The organism is Streptosporangium pseudovulgare, from assembly GCF_014648055.1.
Lineage (GTDB): Bacteria > Actinomycetota > Actinomycetes > Streptosporangiales > Streptosporangiaceae > Streptosporangium > Streptosporangium pseudovulgare.
In genome coordinates this window covers 240853-257205 of sequence record NZ_BMQJ01000001.1, presented here as the reverse complement: position 1 = coordinate 257205, position 16353 = coordinate 240853, and the positions used below count along the sequence as shown (strand labels likewise).

Sequence of the window (16353 nt, the reverse complement as noted above, 5' to 3'; positions counted from 1 at the left end):
CGATGTGGTAGTGGTGGATTCGTGACGCTTTCTGTTGCGCAGATCGACCGGGAGACCGACCAGCTGGTGGGCGAGTGGCTCACCCTGACCGAGGTGGCCCGGAGGCTCGGCCTCAGTGCCGGCCGCGCCAAGCAGCTCCTCAAGGACCGCAAGCTCATCGGGGTGCGCCGGGGCGGGGGAGAACCCCAGATCCCGGCCGTGTTCCTGTCCGACGGCGACGTCCTGAAGGGACTGCCGGGCACGCTCACCGTGCTGCTCGACGCCGGATACGACGACGTCGAGTCGTTGCGCTGGCTCTTCACTCCGGACGACAGCCTGCCGGGATCGCCGGTGGAGGCGATCGCCGCGGGCCGCCACACCGAGGTCAAGAGACGTGCCCAGGCCCTCGCTTTCTGACGCCCGCCTGTACCTCTGCACCGACGGCCGCCGCGACCGCGGTGACCTCGCCGACTTCCTCGACGCCGCCCTGAGCGGCGGCGTCGACATCGTCCAGCTCCGCGAGAAGGGCCTGGAGGCCCGCGAGGAGCTGGCGCTGCTGGAGGTCTTCCGCGACGCCTGCGACCGGCACGGCCGGCTGCTGGCGGTCAACGACCGCGCCGACATCGCCTACGCGGCCCGGCCCGACGTGCTCCACCTCGGCCAGGACGACCTGCCCGTGCCGGTCGCCCGCGACATCCTCGGCGACGACATCCTCATCGGGCGTTCCACCCACGCCCCCGAGGAGGCGTCCGCCGCGGCCGTCGAGCCCGGCGTCGACTACTTCTGCTGCGGCCCGATCTGGCCGACGCCCACCAAGCCCGGGCGGCCCGCCCCGGGCCCCGGCCTGCTCCGGCACGCCGCGGCCCTCGCGACCGACCGGCCCTGGTTCGGCATCGGCGGCATCGACCTCGCCAACCTCGACGAGGTCATGTCGTACGGCGTGCGCCGGGTCGTGGTGGTACGGGCCATCACCGAGGCCGACGACCCCAAGGCCGCCGCCGAGGAGTTCAGGCGGCGGCTGACCGCCGGGGTCTGACCGCACGCGGCCGAGCCGGCCGTACGGCCCGGCCGCGCCCGGTCGCGCTGTGCCCCGATCCGCGTGTGCCATGCCCCGGGGCCGTACGGCGGTCCGCCGGTGCCCGCACGACGGGGCGTGCGTGCCCGGACGGGTGGTCCTTGCGCGCCGTACGGCGGGCCGGTCAGGTGCGGCGGGACGTCGCGGCCACGGCCAGCTCGGCCAGCGCCGTGCGGGCCTCCGAGGTGATCGGGGCGTGCTCCAGCGAGCGCAGGGCGTCGTCGAGGTACTCCTGGATCAGGCGCTCGCACGCGGCGAGCGCCCCGGTCTCCTGGATGATCTGCCGCAGCCGGTCCACCCCGGACGCGTCCAGCGCCGGGTCGCCGAGCATGGCGCGCACCTGGGCGGCCTGGGCGGGGGAGGCCGCGGCGAGGGTGCGGGCGATGAGCATGGTCCGCTTGCCCTCGCGCAGGTCGTCGCCGGCCGGCTTGCCGGTCTCCAGCGGGTCGCCGAACACGCCGAGGATGTCGTCGCGGAGCTGGAAGGCGATGCCCACGCACTGGCCGTACTCCTCGCAGAGCCGGTCGATCCACGGCTCGCGTCCCCGCGTGGCCAGCACCAGGCCCAGCCTGAGCGGCTGCTCCACCGAGTACTTCCCGCTCTTGAACAGGGCGACCCGCAGCGCGCTGTCGAAGGTGCCCTCGCCGTGGGCCTGCTCCAGCAGGTCCAGGTACTGGCCGCACATCAGCTCGGTGCGCATGTGGTCGTGGACGTCCTGGGCCGCGGCCAGGGCGGCCGGCGGCAGTCCGCTGGACCGCCACATCTCACCCGACCAGATGAGCATCAGGTTGCCCAGCAGGATGGCGGCGCCCAGGCCGAACTGCTCGGCCGAGCCGTGCCAGCCGGCGTCCTCGTGCAGTGACTGGAACCTGCGGTGCGCCGCCGGCATGCCCCGGCGCATGTCGCTGGCGTCCATCACGTCGTCGTGGACCAGCGCGCTCGCCTGGAGGAGCTCCAGGGACGCGGCCGCGTTGAAGAACGCCGGGTCGTTCTCACCGCCCGCGCCGCGCCAGCCCCAGTAGCAGAAGGCCGGGCGCAGCCGCTTCCCCGAGGAGAGGAAGTCCTCGGCGGCGGAGATGAGCGGGGCCGCCTCAGGTGCGCTGACCTGGGGCCGCTGCCGGTCGACGAACTCCCGGAGGGCGCGATCCACCTCAAGGCGGACGATGTCGAGCGTGGCTGCGGAAGTGGTCATGCCCAGACATTATCGGTCCAAGCGGACGGATTCCTATCGGCGGGACACTACGGCGTTTCGCACGCGCCGTTACCGGGGGAAGGAACGCCCGAAAGGCCGCCCGAGCAGGGGAGGCGCCGGGAACCGGGCCGCGCGGGCGACCTCGCCACCGCGGATCCGGTGACGCGGCGCGACCGCGCCCCCGGAAACAGGGCGACGCGTCACGAAGCGCATCCGACAAGTACGGCGGGCGGCGGCGCGCCAAGTACCCTAGGGGCATGGCTCTGGGTCGCCCGTCCGTCCTCCCCGATCGCGTGCCCACCGTCCGCGAGCTTCTCGCCGCCGGTGGCCGCTCCTTCTCCTTCGAGTTCTTCCCGCCGAAGAACGCCGAGGGCGAGCGCCAGCTCTGGCGCGTCATCCGGGAGCTGGAGGCGCTGCGCCCCACCTTCGTGTCGGTGACCTACGGCGCGGGCGGCGGCACCCGCGACCGCACCGTGGAGATCGTGGAGCGGCTCGCCCACGAGACCACGCTGACCCCGGTCGCCCACTTCACCGCGGTCAACCACTCCCTGCGTGAGCTGCGTCACCTGGTCGGCCGGTTCGCCGGCGCGGGCGTGCGCAACATCCTCGCGGTGCGGGGCGACCCGCCCGGCGACCCCGCCGGCGAGTGGGTGCGCCACCCCGAGGGCGTCCAGTACGCCGAGGAGCTCGTCCGGCTGATCCGTCAGGCCGGCGACTTCTGCGTGGGCGTGGCCGCCTTCCCCTACAAGCACCCCAGGTCGGCCACGATCGAGGCCGACACCGAGTACTTCGTGCGCAAGTGCCGCGCGGGCGCCGACTACGCGATCACCCAGATGTTCTTCCGCGCCGAGGACTACCTCCGGCTGCGCGACCGGGTGGCGGCCGCCGGCTGCGACACGCCGATCATCCCGGGCATCATGCCCGTCACGCAGATGAGCACGATCGCCCGGTCCGAGCAGCTGTCGGGAGCGCCGTTCCCGCCGGAGGTCGCGGCGCGGTTCGAGGCCGTCGCCGACGACCCCGCCGCCGTGCGCCGCCTGGGCATCGAGCACGCCGTCGAGCTGTGCCGGACGCTCCTCGCCGAGGGCGCGCCGGGCATCCACTTCATCACCTTCAACCGCTCCAGCGCGACCCGCGAGGTCTTCCGGGCGCTCGACATCGTCCCCGGCGCCCCCGCCGCCCCGCAGGCCGCCTCCCTGACCGCCTGAGGCGTCTCAGGCCCTCAGGCCGGTCGCGGGGCACGCGGGCGGAGTCCGGACGGCGCGGCGGGCGGCCTCACGCGCCCCCCGGGCAGCCCGGTTCACGCGCCCGCGGGCCGTCCCGGGTGGCAGACGGTGGCGGCATCGACGCCCGGGCCCGGTTCACGCGTCACGCGCCCCCGGGTCGCCCGGTTCACGTGTCCGCGGGCCGTCCGGCCATCGGCTTGAGGGGGAGCACCGTCCCGAGGATGGCGTAGCGCTCGTGGCCGCCCGGGAAGACGAACCGGGTGAGCAGGTCGACGAAGCCCATGCTGTGGTAGAGGTGCCTGGCCGTGGTGGGCCGGTCGCGGGTCGACAGCACGGCGGTGCGCTCCGGGCGGCCGCCGCAGACCGCGACGACCATCGCCCGGCCGATTCCCCTGCCCTGGTGGTCGGGGTGGACGTGGACCTCGGCGAGGTCGAAGGCGTCCCCCAGCCAGCCCCGCGCGCTCCCCTCGCCGTTCCGGTCGGCGAGGGCCCGCATGACCACGTCGTGCCACCACTGCCCGGGGACCCCGTGGAAGCCGTAGGCGAGGCCTACCGGCGTGCCCGCGGCGTCCTCCGCGAACACGCAGGAGAATCCGGGCTGGACGGAGTGGTTCTCCATGATCGTCCTGCGGCCGGGGACCTGGTCCTCGGGCGGGCGCATCGCCGCGGTGTAGACGGCGAGGACCGCGTCCAGCCGGGCGGTGAACTCAGTGGGGCCGACCCGGCGCAGTCCGATCACCTTACGCACCCTAGCAGGGACGATGCCGCCCGAACCGGACTGAGCCGGGAAAAGAACGCCCGGCGGCCTCCCCGGCGGTGCGGCACTCCTACCCGGCGGTGGTCTTCTCCTCCACCTCGGCCGCGACGCCCCCGGTGAGGCGGAGCAGCTCGGCGAAGGACGTGGGGAAGACCGTGTGCGGGTGGCCCGCCGCCGCCCACACCGTCTCGTACCGGTCGAGCCAGGTGTCGACCAGGGTCCGCAGGGGGGCGGGGTGGCCGACCGGAGCCACCCCGCCGATCACCTGGCCGGTGGCCGCGCGGACGAAGTCGGGGCTCGCACGCCGTACCTTCGCAACGCCGACCGTCCGGGCCACCAGGGCGGTGTCCACCCGGTGCGCGCCGCTGGTGAGCACCAGGAGCGGCTCGCCGTCGGCGTCGAAGACCAGGCTGTTGGCGATCGCGCCGACCTCGCAGCCCAGCCGGGCCGCGGCCGTCGCCGCGGTCGGGGTCGCCTCCTCGAACACCACGATCTCACCGGTGGCGCCGTGCTCGCGGAGGACCGCGGCGACCTTCTCCACGTTCGGATGCAACTTTTCTGGCACGCGGCCACTCTAAACGTTCGACCAGCGCATGCCGTCTCATTTACCCGTGACGGGGACGAGACGCCGGTGCACTATGGTCCCTTGATCCGAAAATCGCAGTGAAGAGGGAGATGACGCGAATGAGAGTCCGACGGCGGCTCGGAGCGGCCGCGCTGGCGGCGGCGGCCCTCCTCGTCTCCTCGCCCGGCCTCGCGAGCGCCGCGGCGGCTCCCCGGACCCCGGCGGGCGCCCTTCCGGCCGCCGCGGTCCCGGTCACCGCGGCCGTGGTCGCCACGGCCCCGGCCGCCGCGGCCGCGGCCCCGATGGCGGCGCCCGCGTTCACCGCGCCCGGCCGGACGCTCCGGCTCGGCGCCAAGGGGGCCGAGGTCAGGATGCTCCAGACGCGGCTGCGGCAGCTCGGCTACCTGCCGGGAACCGTCGACGGCCGGTACGGCGGGAGCACTCTGACCGCGCTGTGGGCCTTCCAGAAGGTCAACGGCATCGCGCCGACCAGCACCGTGGCGAGCAGGACGTGGCGGGCGCTGGAGGCCCCGCGCGCCCCGAGGGTGCTCGTGCCGGGCGGCCGGGCGACCCGGGTCGAGGTGAACCTCACCCAGCAGGTGATGGTCCTGTACGTCGGCGGGAGGGTGCGGCTGATCAGCCACATCTCCTCCGGCAGCGGGATCCCCTACTGCGAGACGGCCACCTGGAACGGCCGGACCCAGCGGTTCTGCGGCGACGCCCGCACGCCGACGGGCGACTACCGGACGACCTGGCGGCGGAGCGGCTGGCACACCTCCTACCTCGGCAAGCTGTACAACCCGATCTTCTTCAACGGCGGCATCGCCCTGCACGGCGCGCTGTCGGTGCCGCTGGCCCCGGCCTCGCACGGCTGCGTGCGGCTGCCGATGAACGTCGCGTCGGCGCTGCCCAAGCTGCTCGGCACCGGGGTGCCGGTGCACGTGCGCGGGAGGTTCGCGCGGTAGCCCCGCGGGGCGCGTCCGCCGTTCCCGTCGCGGGACCGGCGCGGCGGCCCCGCGGAGAGGCCCTCCGGCCGTCTCCGAGCCCCTGCTCGGGGCGGAGAACCCCGGGAGATCCCCGTCTCCCGGGGTTTTCGCTTCTCCGGGGGATCGAACCTTTGTTCGCTGCTTTGCTTGACAGCACAGATGATCGAATTTATGTTCGATGTAAAGGCGTGAGACTCGCGGCTCGCGTCCAGGGGCGGCCGTCCGGCGGCGCCGCCGTCACGGCGGCGCCGGCGCACCGGAACCGGACGGGGAGAGGGGAAGCTCCTCGTCCGGCCGCCCGGCGGATTTGTCGGTGGTGTCTGCGAGCCTTGACATCACCGGTGAGAACGCCGGGAGCCGCTTGCGACCAAGGAGGTTGAAGCGCATGATCCATCGACCCGGCGACTCGGGCGGGCCCCGGCTGTCGCCCACGGTCCGGGCGCATCTGGCCGATGCGCGCGACTGCCTGGAGGAGGCCGCCGCCGCGACGACCCCCGCCACCCGTTACGTCGCGGCCCACCTGGCGGCCCTGCGTGCCGCCGCCGCGGTCCTGGCCGCCCGGCCGCGCCCCATGGACGGCCGCAGGCGCAGGCTGCGCAGCGCCTGGGAGCTGCTGCCCGAGGCGGAGCCCCGGCTGGCCGACTGGGCCCCCTACTTCGAGATGAGCGCCACCAAGCGCGCCTCGGCCGAGGCCGGCATGACGCGCGTGGTGTCGGCGCGCGACGCCGAGGAGCTGATCTCCGAGGCGGAGCGGTTCGTCACCACCGTCGAGAAGATGCTCGGCGTGCCCGTCCAGCCCACCCTGCCCGGCAGCGTCCCGCTGGCCGGCTGACCCCTTCCCGCCGCGCGCCCGGCCGGGCGCTCAGGAGACCGCCGAGGGGGCCGAGGCGTCCGCCTGACGGTCCGCCCGGTGGCGCAGCAGGAGCATCGCGGCGTCGTCGCCCAGCGGACGGCCCACGTGCCGCAGCAGGTCGGCGCGCAGGGCGTCCAGTGCCAGTTGCGGATCCGATCCGCTCAGCAGGTGCGCCCGAGCCTCCAGCGGATAGAAGTCGCCCGCCCCGTTGCGCGCCTCGATGACCCCGTCGGTGTAGAAGAGCACCTGCTCCCCGGGCTCGAAGGGGACGCGGTGCGGCTTCGGCTCGCTGACCCGCAGCGCGCCCATGCCCAGGGGCAGCGCCTCCTCGGGTGGTTCGGCGAACCACTGCCTGCCGTCGGCTCCCAGCATCATGGGCGGCGGATGACCGCAGTTGACGACGGTGATGGAGGCGTCGCCGGTGATCTCGGCGAGGATCGCCGTCACGAACTGCTCGCCCGACAGCTCCCTGCTCAGGGCGTTCTCCAGGCGGGTCACCACGCCCAGCAGCCCGGTCTCGTCGTGGGCGGCCTCCCGGAAGGCGCCCAGCACCACCGCGGCCGTCTCCACCGCCTCCAGGCCCTTGCCCTGCACGTCCCCGACGACGATCCGCACCCCGTGCGGGGTGGTGACCACGTCGTACAGGTCGCCGCCGATCCGGGCCTCGGCGGTGGCGGAGGTGTAGGAGACGGCCACGCCGATCTCGGGTCCGGCCCGGCGGGGCACCGGCCGCAGCAGCACCCGCTGGGCGGCCTCGGCCACCGAGCGGACGTCGGCGAGCTGCCGCTCGTGGCGGAGCCGGCCGGCGCTGGCCAGCACCCCGGCCACGGTGACGCCCAGGATGGCCATCATGGTGATGTTGGTGCGGGAGCTCCACAGGACCTGGTAGTGCAGGCCGAGGGCGACGCACAGCGCCAGCGCGACGATTCCGACCACCGTCGTCCTGCCCAGGCCGCAGGCGACGCTGGCGAAGGCCGGGCCGAGGGCCAGCAGGGGGAGCAGTCCGGTCTCCGGGCCCGAGCCGAGGTCGGCCAGGGCGACCACGGCCATGACGACGAAGGGCAGCAGCCGGAGGGTGTCCTGGGTCCTGCTGGCCCCGACGGAGGTCAGCAGGCGCAGGAAGGCACGTGTCTTGGTCGAGCCGAGCACCGCCATGACGACGTCGAGGCGGCTTTTCGGGGACGGAGGAGAGTGATCGTGCCGATCCTCTCTCCGTGCCATGTTCACCACATCTCGCTAAACGCCGTATTTGCCTTTTCCTACCACAGTGGAGGTCCTCCGTGGCGAGATGCGAGTGATCTCCCGGAGAGACGGCGTGTCGCGCTCCGCGGCCGTGGGCGCGCCATCGGCGGCGCGCCCACGGAAGGGGTCAGAACGACTCGACGGCGCGGCGCGCCTCGGGGTCGAGCACGCCCCAGTTGATGAGCTCCTCGGTGAGCTCGGCCGGGGACTTGTCGTAGATCACCGCCAGGGAGCGGAGGTCCTCCTGGCGGATGGACAGCACCTTGCCGTTGTAGTCACCACGCTGGCTCTGGATGGTGGCGGCGTAACGGGCCAGCGCGCCGGCCTTCTCCTTGGGGAGCTGGGCAAGGCGCTCAAGGTCGATGACAAGCTTCGGCGTCGGGCCGAGCGGGCTCGGGGCGGCGCCGCCGGGCAGCAGCTCCGAAACCGGCACACCGTAGAAATCAGCCAGCTCGGCAAGCTTCTGGACCGTCACGGCGCGGTCGCCGCGCTCGTAGGAGCCGACCACGACCGCCTTCCAGCGCCCACGGGACTTCTCTTCGACTCCGTGCAGGGACAGGCCCTGCTGGGTGCGGATGGCACGGAGTCGTGCACCCAGCGACTTGGCGTACTCAGACGGCATAGTGTGGCCCCCCGGCTCTGTTATGCACTGCTTTCACTTGATTGTGCTCCCTCGCAACTTATGCCCCAACCCGCTGGGTTGGTGCGCGGGGCAGGGACCTTCGGTGACTGGAGCGTCAGGGTTTACCCGATAAGGCCGCGAGGTGCGGTTACGGACAGTGACGGTAAAGCTGTGGACGCCCAAGGTCAAGCTGATTGGAAAAAAGATGCGGAATCCGGTCCGATGGGTTCCGCCTCAAAGGCCGCAGTTGTCCCGCATGGGCGATACGGCCCCATGGGTCGCCGTGCCGGACGGCACGGCGCTCCGGGCGCTTCCGGCCGGTTCGGCGGGCCTCGGCGGCGGGGTGCGGGGCAGCATCATCACCGGGCACGCCGACGCGCGTATGATCTTCATCGACGTGTCGCCGAGGAAGACCCGGCGCAGCGGGCCGGTCGTGCTGGAGGCGCAGACCAGCAGCGAGCCCCCGCACTCGGCGCCGCCGAGCGCGGCCGCGACGTCCCCGCCCTCCAGCACCTGCGTCGTGACCTCGGCGCCGCACCCGCGCGCGGCCTCCCGGAGGTCGGCGGCGGCCCGCTCGCGCAGCCGGTCGAGCGTCTGCTCGGCCGCCTTCACCCGCATCCCCCGGCTCACGACCAGGGTGATCAGGTGCAGCGGCGTCCCCAGCGCCGCGGCGATCTCCGCGGCCGGCCGTACGGCGGCGTCGGAGGCGGGGTCGCGGCGGTAGGCCACGGCCAGCCGCCGGATCGCGGGCGGGCGGTCCTCGGCGTACCCGCGCGGGGCCAGGGCGACGGGCACCGGGGAGGCGTGCAGGAGCTGGTCGGCGGTGCTGCCCAGCGCGATGCGGCTCCGGGCGCCCCGGGGCGCGGAGCCGATGACCACCGCGTCGGCGCCGAGCCGCCCGGCGAGCCTGACCAGCCCGCGCCCGCTGCCGCGGTCCGCCTCCAGGACGTAGTCGATCGGCACGTCCCGCACGTCGGCCAGGGCCAGCCGTGCCTGCTGCAGCGCCTGGGCGGCCTGCGCGGTGATGTAGGCCCGCCACTCGGCGTCGACCTTCCCGGGGCCCGGCGTGGGCCAGGCGGGCGGATGGACGTGGGCGACGGTCAGCCGCGCCCCGGCCTGCCTGGCCAGCAGCACGGCCAGCGCCAGCCCGTCCCTGCCCCGTGTCTCGGGGATGAACCCGGCGAGGATGTGCTCGATCTTCATCGGACGCTCCGGTTGAGACGGGAGTGGCGGTAGCCGTACAGGAGGTAGGCGAGCAGGCCGACGGCCATCCAGGCCGCGAACGCGAGCCAGGTGACGGACGCGAGCCCGGCCATCACGACGAAGCAGAAGATCACGCCGAGGATCGGGGTGACCGGGAAGAACGGCGTCCGGAAACTGCGCGGCAGCTCCGGGCGGGTCCGGCGCAGCACGAGAACGCCCGCGTTGACGATCGCGAAGGCGAACAGGGTGCCGATGCTGGTCGCCTCGGCGAGCTGGCCGAGCGGGACGAACCCGGCCAGCACCGAGACGAACAGGGCCACGATGAGGGTGTTGGCGACCGGGACCTGGCGGCGCGGGTCCACCCTCTGGAAGACCTTCGGGATCAGGCCGTCGCGCGACATCGCGAACAGGATGCGGGTCTGGCCGTACAGGACGGTGAGGACGACGCTGGCGATGGCGACGACCGCGCCGAAGGAGATGATGATCCCCGGCCAGGTCGCGCCGGTGGCCCGGTCGGCGACCAGGGCGAGGCTGGCCTCGGTGGTTTTCGGGTCGAACAGCCGCCAGTGCATGGCGCCGACGGCCGACAGCGCCACGGCGACGTAGACGGTCGTGACGATGACGAGGGACAGGATGATCGCCCGCGGCAGGTCGCGCCTGGGATCGCGCGCCTCCTCGCCGGCCGTGGAGGCGGCGTCGAAGCCGATGTAGGAGAAGAACACCTGCGAGGCGGCGGCGGTGACGCCGGCCACGCCCAGCGGGGCGAACGGCGTGAGGTTGCCCGTGCTGAACGCGCTGAAGGCCACCACGCAGAAGAACGCCAGCACCGCGATCTTGATGAGCACGAAGAAGGCGTTGGCGGTGGCGCTCTCGGAGGCGCCGCGCAGCAGCAGCCAGGTGGCCAGCAGCACGATCAGGATCGCGGTGAGGTTGAGCACGCCGCCCTGGTCGCCGGGGGAGTGGGTGATGGCGTCGGGCAGGCGGGTGCCGGCCAGGTCCGAAAGGAAACGGTTGAGGTACTCGCCCCAGCCGACCGCCACGGCCGCCACCGAGACCGCGTACTCCAGCATCAGGCACCAGCCGCACACCCACGCCACCAGCTCGCCCATCGTCGCGTAGGCGTAGGAGTACGACGAACCGGAGACCGGGATCGTGCCGGCCAGCTCGGCGTAGGACAGCGCGGAGAACAGCGCGGTGACGGCGGCCAGCACGAAGGAGGTCACCACCGCCGGGCCCGCCTTCGGCACGGCCTGGCCGAGGATGACGAAGATGCCGGTGCCGAGGGTGGCGCCGACGCTGAAGAGGGTCAGCTGCCACATGGTCATGGTCCGGCGGAGCTCGCCGCCCTCGCCGTGACCGCCCTCGGCGACGATCTCGTCGGCCGGCTTGGTGCGCAGCAGCCGGCGCGCCATGGAGACCATCCGGCCCCCCTTCCCCTCGTCCCGCGCGGCGCGCGGCCCGCGCCCTTCTCGTCCCTCTCGTCCTTCGCGGAGGGCACTACCCCGGCCGGGCGCCCCGAACGCCGCCGGGCCGTACGGCAGGCCCCGGACGCCGCCGCGGCCGGTCCCGCGCGGTCACAGCGTGCTGGCCAGCGGCCAGGTGGCGTTGGGCGTGACGATCGTGCCGGCCTTCCCCTCCAGGATCAGCGCCGCGTCCTCCAGCCTGCCGATCGCCGCCATGTCGCCGGTCGTCTCGACGAACCGGGCGACCGCCTCGACCTTGGGCCCCATCGAGCCCGCCGGGAAGTGCTCGGCGCGCAGCTCGTGGGGCGTGGTGTGGCCGATCTCCTCCTGCCGCGGGGTGCCGAAGTGCCTGGCGACCCGCGGCACGTCGGTCAGCGACATGAACACGTCCGCCTCCAGCGCCTCGGCGAGCACCGAGGCCGTCAGGTCCTTGTCCACCACCGCCTCGATCCCCTGGAGCCGGCCGACCTCGTTGCGGATGACCGGGACGCCGCCGCCGCCGGCGCAGATCGTCAGGACGCCGTCGCGGACCAGGCGGCGGATGAGCCGGGTCTCCACCACCCGCTGCGGGGCCGGGGAGGGCACCACCCTGCGCCAGTGGGCGCCGTCCCGCTTGACGGTCCAGCCGTACTCGGCGGCCAGCTTCTCCGCCTCCTCCTTCTCGTAGACCTGGCCGACGAACTTGGTGGGGTCGTCGAAGGCGGGGTCCACCGCCGAGACGAGCGTCTGGTTGATCAGCGAGGCGACCTGGCGCCCCGGCAGGGCGTTCTGCAGCGCCTGCAGCAGCCAGTAGCCGATCATGCCCTGCGTCTCGGCGCCGATCGTGTCCAGCGGGTACGGCCGGCTCAGGTTGGGGTCGTGGGCGCTCTCCAGGGCCAGCACGCCCACCTGGGGGCCGTTGCCGTGGGTGACGATGAGCTCGTGCTCGACGGCCAGCCTCGCCAGCGACGCCGCGGCGAGGCGGACGTTCTCCCGCTGGGCGTCGGCGTCGGGCCGCTGTCCCCGCCGCAGCAGGGCGTTTCCTCCGAGGGCTACCAGGACGCGCACGCTCAGCCTCCCAGGGTGGCCACCATGATGGCCTTGATGGTGTGCAGGCGGTTCTCCGCCTGGTCGAAGACGATCGACCGGGGCGACTCGAAGACCTCGTCGGTGACCTCCAGGGCCTCGTGGCCGGTCCTGGCGTACAGCTCCGCGCCGACGCGGGTCTCGCGGTTGTGGAAGGCCGGCAGGCAGTGCATGAACCGCACCCCGGGGTTCCCCGTGGCCCGCACCGTCTCCGCGTTCACCTGGTACGGCATGAGCAGCGCGATGCGCTCGTCCCAGACCTCCTTGGGCTCGCCCATGGACACCCACACGTCGGTGTAGAGGAAGTCCACGCCCCGCACGCCCTCCGCCACGTCCTCGGTGACGGTGAGCCGGGCGCCGGTCCGCCCGGCGATCTCCTCGGCGGGCCGGACGACCGCCTCGGCGTCCGGCCACAGCGCCCGGGGCGCCACGATCCGCGTGTCCATGCCGAACATCGCGCCGGTGACCAGCAGCGAGTGGCCCATGTTGTTGCGGGCGTCGCCGAGGTAGGCGAAGGAGACCTTGCGCAGCGGCCGGTCGCCGTGCTCGCGCATGGTGAGCATGTCGGCGATCATCTGCGTGGGGTGCCACTCGTCGGTGAGGCCGTTCCAGACCGGCACGCCGGAGCAGGCGGCGAGCTCCTCGACGTCGGCCTGCCTGCTGCCGCGGTACTCGATGCCGTCGAACATCCTGCCCAGCACCCGGGCGGTGTCCCTGACCGACTCCTTGTGGCCCATCTGCGTGCCGGCGGGGTCGAGGTAGGTGGCGTGGGCGCCCTGGTCGTGGGCGGCGACCTCGAACGCGCACCGGGTCCGGGTGGAGGTCTTCTCGAAGATCAGCGCGATGTTCTTCCCCGTGAGGCGGGGCTTCTCGGTCCCGGCGTACTTGGCGGCCTTGAGAACGGCCGACAGCCGGACCAGGAAGGCCAGCTCCTCAGGGGTGAAGTCGAGCTCCTTGAGGAAGCTGCGGTTGCGCAGGTTGAGTGCCATGTCGTCCCGTCTCTCCTGTCTCTCCTGTCCCTCCGCCGTCCCGCCGCGGCGTCCGGGCGGCCGCCGGGAACCTCAGATGCCGTCGCGTTCGAGGGGGCAGCTCATGCAGCGCGGGCCTCCCCGGCCCCGGCCGAGCTCGCCGCCCGGGGTCGTGATCACCTCGATGCCGTTGGCCCTCAGGTGCTCGTTGGTGGTGGTGTTGCGCTCGTAGCCGATGACCACGCCCGGCTCGACGGCCAGCATGTTGCAGCCGTCGTCCCACTGCTCCCGCTCGGCCGCGTAGACGTCCTGCGTGGGGGTGAGGATCTCGATGTCGTCCAGCCCGATGGCGCGGGCGATGGCCCGGTGCATGTCCTCGGGGGCGTGGTCGGTGATCTTGAGCTCCTTCTCGGTGTCGCCGGGCTCGACCGTGTAGGAGGGCAGCATGCCGAGACCGGCGAACTTGGTGAACACCCCGACGTCCACGTTCGTCATGACGGTGTCCAGGTGCATGAACGCCCTGGCCTTCGGCAGGTGCAGCGCGACGATCCGCTCGGCCCCGCCCCGCGCGAACAGGCTGCGCGCGAGCATCTCGACCGCCTCCGGCCTGGTGCGCTCGCTCATCCCGACCAGGACCGCCCCCCGGCCGATGACCAGGACGTCGCCGCCCTCGATGGTGGCGGGCGCCGCGGACATGCCGGGCATCCAGACGTCGTAGCCGTCGTCGCCCGGCCGGTCGTAGCCGGGGGCGAACATCGGGTGGTAGCGGTAGACCGCCTGGTAGTTGACGGTCTCGCGCTGGCGGGCCTTCCTGCGCATGGCGTTGATCGACACGCCGCCGTAGATCCAGCAGGAGGTGTCGCGGGTGAACAGGTGGTTGGGCAGCGGCGGCAGGACGAACCCGTCGGCGTCGCGCGTGTGGAAGGCCAGGCTCTTGGGATCGGTGCCCCGCTCCACCAGCTCGCGCTTGGTGATGCCGCCGACGAGGTAGCGCTGCAGGTCGGCCGCCTCCATCGAGTCGAGCGCGTTGCGCAGCGCGTCGACGGCCATCGGCCCGAAGTAGCGCTCGTCGATGATGTTGTCGAGGATGTACTTGCGCGCCTCGGGGATCTCGATGGTCTCGCGCAGCAGGTCGGCCAGCAGGTGCACGGTGACGTCCCGCTCGCGCAGGATGCGCTCGAACTCCCGGTGCTCCTCCATCGCGCGCTCCACCCACAGCACCTCGTCGAAGAGGAAGTCCTCCTTGTTGGAGGGGGTGAGGCGGCGCAGGGCCAGTTCGGGCCGGTCCAGCAGGACCCGGCGGAGCCTGCCCACCTCGGAGTCGACGTGGAAGGTCATCTCTTTCATCCTCCGTGTTCCTCGATGCTCCCCGGGTGCGTCTCGGCCCGGTTCTCCGTGGTCTTCCCGGTTTTCCGGGTTTTCCCCGGCGGTCGTCATCCGGGCCGCCCGCGCGGCGGGGCGGGTGCCGTCTCCCGGGTGCCGTACTCCCCGCGTCTCGCCTTCGTCCAGATGTAGACGGGGATACCCACGAGCATCATCAGGAAGCCGATGAAGGCGGCCTCCTGGCCGGCGCCGTACAGCATCCAGAAGCCGAACAGCAGCGCCGTGACGGCGATGGCCAGGTCGCGGCCCAGCCGGGCCCCGCTGACCCGGCGTGCCCCGGTGACCAGCCAGAAGAGCTGGGCCGCGGCGGAGAAGAAGTAGGGGACGACGGTGGTGAAGGTGCCGATCAACAGGATCTTCTCGAAGCCCCGGGTGGTGCCGAAGTAGTTGTAGACCACGACCAGGGAGGTCAGGACGGTGCCCACGACGACGCCGAACCACGGGGAGCCGCGCCGCGACTCCCGGGCGAAGACGCGGGGGAACAGCCCGTCCCTGGCCGCGGCCATGGGCATCTCGGCCACCAGCATGGTCCAGCCGTTGATCGCGCCGATCCCGGAGACGACGGCGCAGGCCGCCATGACGCCGCCCCCGACGCCGCCGCCGAACATGGCGTTGATCGCGTCGGCGAACGGCGCCCTGGAGTGGGCGAGCGTCTGCTGAGGGATGATCCCGAAGATGGCGATGGTGCTGAGCAGGTACATCGCGGTGCAGATCAGCACGCCGTAGACGCTGGCCCGGCCGACGTTGCGGGCCGGGTCCCTGATCCGCTCGGCCACGATGGTGACGCTCTCGACGCCGGAGTAGATGAACAGGGCGAGCGCGCCCGCGGTGGACAGGGCGGCGAGCCAGCTGCCGCCGGTGGCGTTGAAGGAGCCGAAGTTGGCGGCGCGGACGAAGAACATCCCGGCGACGGCGACGAAGACCAGCGGGATGAACTTCAGGACCGTGGTGACCACGGCGAAGGCGCCGATGTTGCGCACACCGCTCAGGTTGACCATCGCGGGGACCCACAGGGCGGCGAGCGCGAGCAGGGTCTGCCCGGCCGGGGATTCCCAGCCCAGGAAGTAGTCGGCGTAGTTGACCCAGACGACGGCGATCGCGGCGTTGCCGATCCAGGCGGTGAGCCAGAACGACCAGGCGTTCCAGAAGCCGGGGAACTCGCCGAAGGCGTCCTTGGCGTAGGCGTACGGCCCTCCGTCCGTGGGCACCCGCGCGCCGAGCCTGCCGAACACCATCGCCAGGGCGATGGCGCCGACCGACACCAGGGCCATCGCCAGGATGCTGACGGTGCCGTAGGCGGCGAGCGCGGCCGGCAGCAGGAACACGCCGGTGCCCACGATGTTGCCGACGACCAGGGAGACGGCCGCGGGGAGACCGAGCGTGCCGCGCCCGGCGCCGGAGGCCCCCGCCTCACCGCCGCCGGGTGCGGGCCCGGCCGCCGCACCCGGCGGACGGCCCTCGGACGATCGCTCCATCTCGCGCCCCCCGCGCACGTGTCGCCTCTGTCCTCGGAGTTCGCCGGCGGCAAGGAAGGGGTCCCCGGGGATGTAACGGGCGAAACACCATGTATTGCCATAAAGAGGATTCGCTGTGAGGGGGCGCGCCGCGGGCCGGCCCCCCGGCCGTGCCCGGGAATGCGGGAACCGCTGGGTTATTTATCATCCGATGAGACTTAAGGTCATTTATGTGACTTTAAATGATCTATATCCCAGTATGGTGCTGTTGGGGGTATGGAGGGGCTGGTTGGGAGGCATCGCGGCGCGCCTGCTACCGT

At 72.7% G+C, this 16353-nt stretch carries 16 protein-coding genes; 5 read left to right on the top strand and 11 right to left on the bottom strand.

Annotation, left to right across the window (positions count from 1 at the left end):
- The first annotated feature begins 21 nt into the window (after positions 1-21).
- Complete coding sequence (locus IEZ10_RS00990; protein ID WP_189244522.1) at positions 22-396, top strand: Rv2175c family DNA-binding protein; 375 nt, start codon at positions 22-24, stop codon at positions 394-396.
- Positions 374-1015 carry a thiamine phosphate synthase gene (thiE, locus tag IEZ10_RS00985; protein WP_189244521.1) on the top strand — a complete coding sequence of 214 codons (642 nt, stop codon included), beginning with the start codon at positions 374-376 and terminating at the stop codon, positions 1013-1015. The genes IEZ10_RS00990 and thiE overlap by 23 nt, the downstream gene beginning before the upstream one ends.
- Positions 1016-1178: 163 nt before the next feature.
- Here the strand turns inward: thiE and IEZ10_RS00980 are convergent, their stop codons facing one another.
- Positions 1179-2246, bottom strand: coding sequence for a polyprenyl synthetase family protein (locus tag IEZ10_RS00980; protein WP_189244520.1), 1068 nt, complete (start codon positions 2244-2246; stop codon positions 1179-1181).
- A 257-nt stretch (positions 2247-2503) separates the two neighbouring features.
- Between IEZ10_RS00980 and metF the strand changes: the two genes are divergently transcribed.
- Positions 2504-3454 carry a methylenetetrahydrofolate reductase [NAD(P)H] gene (gene metF / locus IEZ10_RS00975; RefSeq protein WP_189244519.1) on the top strand — a complete coding sequence of 317 codons (951 nt, stop codon included), beginning with the start codon at positions 2504-2506 and terminating at the stop codon, positions 3452-3454.
- Between the two features lie 184 nt (positions 3455-3638).
- Here the strand turns inward: metF and IEZ10_RS00970 are convergent, their stop codons facing one another.
- Positions 3639-4211, bottom strand: a complete 573-nt coding sequence (locus tag IEZ10_RS00970) for a GNAT family N-acetyltransferase (protein WP_229810819.1) — start codon at positions 4209-4211, stop codon at positions 3639-3641.
- Between the two features lie 88 nt (positions 4212-4299).
- A complete protein-coding gene (locus IEZ10_RS00965) occupies positions 4300-4794 on the bottom strand; it encodes a YbaK/EbsC family protein (RefSeq protein WP_189244518.1) in 495 nt (164 codons plus the stop codon).
- Positions 4795-4913: 119 nt separating this feature from the next.
- Here IEZ10_RS00965 and IEZ10_RS00960 point away from each other — a divergent pair, with 119 nt between their 5' ends.
- The gene (locus IEZ10_RS00960; protein ID WP_189244517.1) at positions 4914-5759 is read left to right on the top strand and encodes a L,D-transpeptidase family protein; all 846 of its coding nucleotides are present in this window, start codon (positions 4914-4916) and stop codon (positions 5757-5759) included.
- 406 nt (positions 5760-6165) lie between these two features.
- Positions 6166-6612, top strand: coding sequence for an SAV_6107 family HEPN domain-containing protein (locus IEZ10_RS00955; protein WP_189244516.1), 447 nt, complete (start codon positions 6166-6168; stop codon positions 6610-6612).
- A gap of 30 nt (positions 6613-6642) precedes the next feature.
- Here the strand turns inward: IEZ10_RS00955 and IEZ10_RS00950 are convergent, their stop codons facing one another.
- The 8 genes from IEZ10_RS00950 to IEZ10_RS00915 all read right to left on the bottom strand — a co-directional run bounded on the left by IEZ10_RS00950 (position 6643) and on the right by IEZ10_RS00915 (position 16054).
- Positions 6643-7854 (bottom strand): PP2C family protein-serine/threonine phosphatase, encoded by a 1212-nt coding sequence (locus tag IEZ10_RS00950; protein ID WP_229810818.1) that lies wholly within the window; start codon positions 7852-7854, stop codon positions 6643-6645.
- A 148-nt stretch (positions 7855-8002) separates the two neighbouring features.
- Positions 8003-8497 carry a transcriptional regulator BldD gene (bldD, locus tag IEZ10_RS00945; protein ID WP_179818469.1) on the bottom strand — a complete coding sequence of 165 codons (495 nt, stop codon included), beginning with the start codon at positions 8495-8497 and terminating at the stop codon, positions 8003-8005.
- Positions 8498-8731: 234 nt separating this feature from the next.
- Complete coding sequence (locus IEZ10_RS00940; protein WP_189244515.1) at positions 8732-9700, bottom strand: universal stress protein; 969 nt, start codon at positions 9698-9700, stop codon at positions 8732-8734.
- Complete coding sequence (locus tag IEZ10_RS00935; RefSeq protein WP_189244514.1) at positions 9697-11121, bottom strand: amino acid permease; 1425 nt, start codon at positions 11119-11121, stop codon at positions 9697-9699. Before IEZ10_RS00935 ends, IEZ10_RS00940 begins: the two co-directional genes overlap by 4 nt.
- A 153-nt stretch (positions 11122-11274) precedes the next feature.
- On the bottom strand, positions 11275-12210 hold the full coding sequence (gene arcC, locus IEZ10_RS00930) for a carbamate kinase (protein WP_189244513.1): 936 nt from the start codon (positions 12208-12210) through the stop codon (positions 11275-11277).
- Positions 12211-12212: 2 nt separating this feature from the next.
- A complete protein-coding gene (argF, locus tag IEZ10_RS00925; RefSeq protein ID WP_189244512.1) occupies positions 12213-13217 on the bottom strand; it encodes an ornithine carbamoyltransferase in 1005 nt (334 codons plus the stop codon).
- Positions 13218-13289: 72 nt separating this feature from the next.
- On the bottom strand, positions 13290-14534 hold the full coding sequence (locus IEZ10_RS00920; protein WP_189245034.1) for an arginine deiminase: 1245 nt from the start codon (positions 14532-14534) through the stop codon (positions 13290-13292).
- Positions 14535-14629: 95 nt separating this feature from the next.
- Positions 14630-16054 carry an amino acid permease gene (locus tag IEZ10_RS00915; RefSeq protein WP_189244511.1) on the bottom strand — a complete coding sequence of 475 codons (1425 nt, stop codon included), beginning with the start codon at positions 16052-16054 and terminating at the stop codon, positions 14630-14632.
- Positions 16055-16353 lie beyond the last annotated feature (299 nt).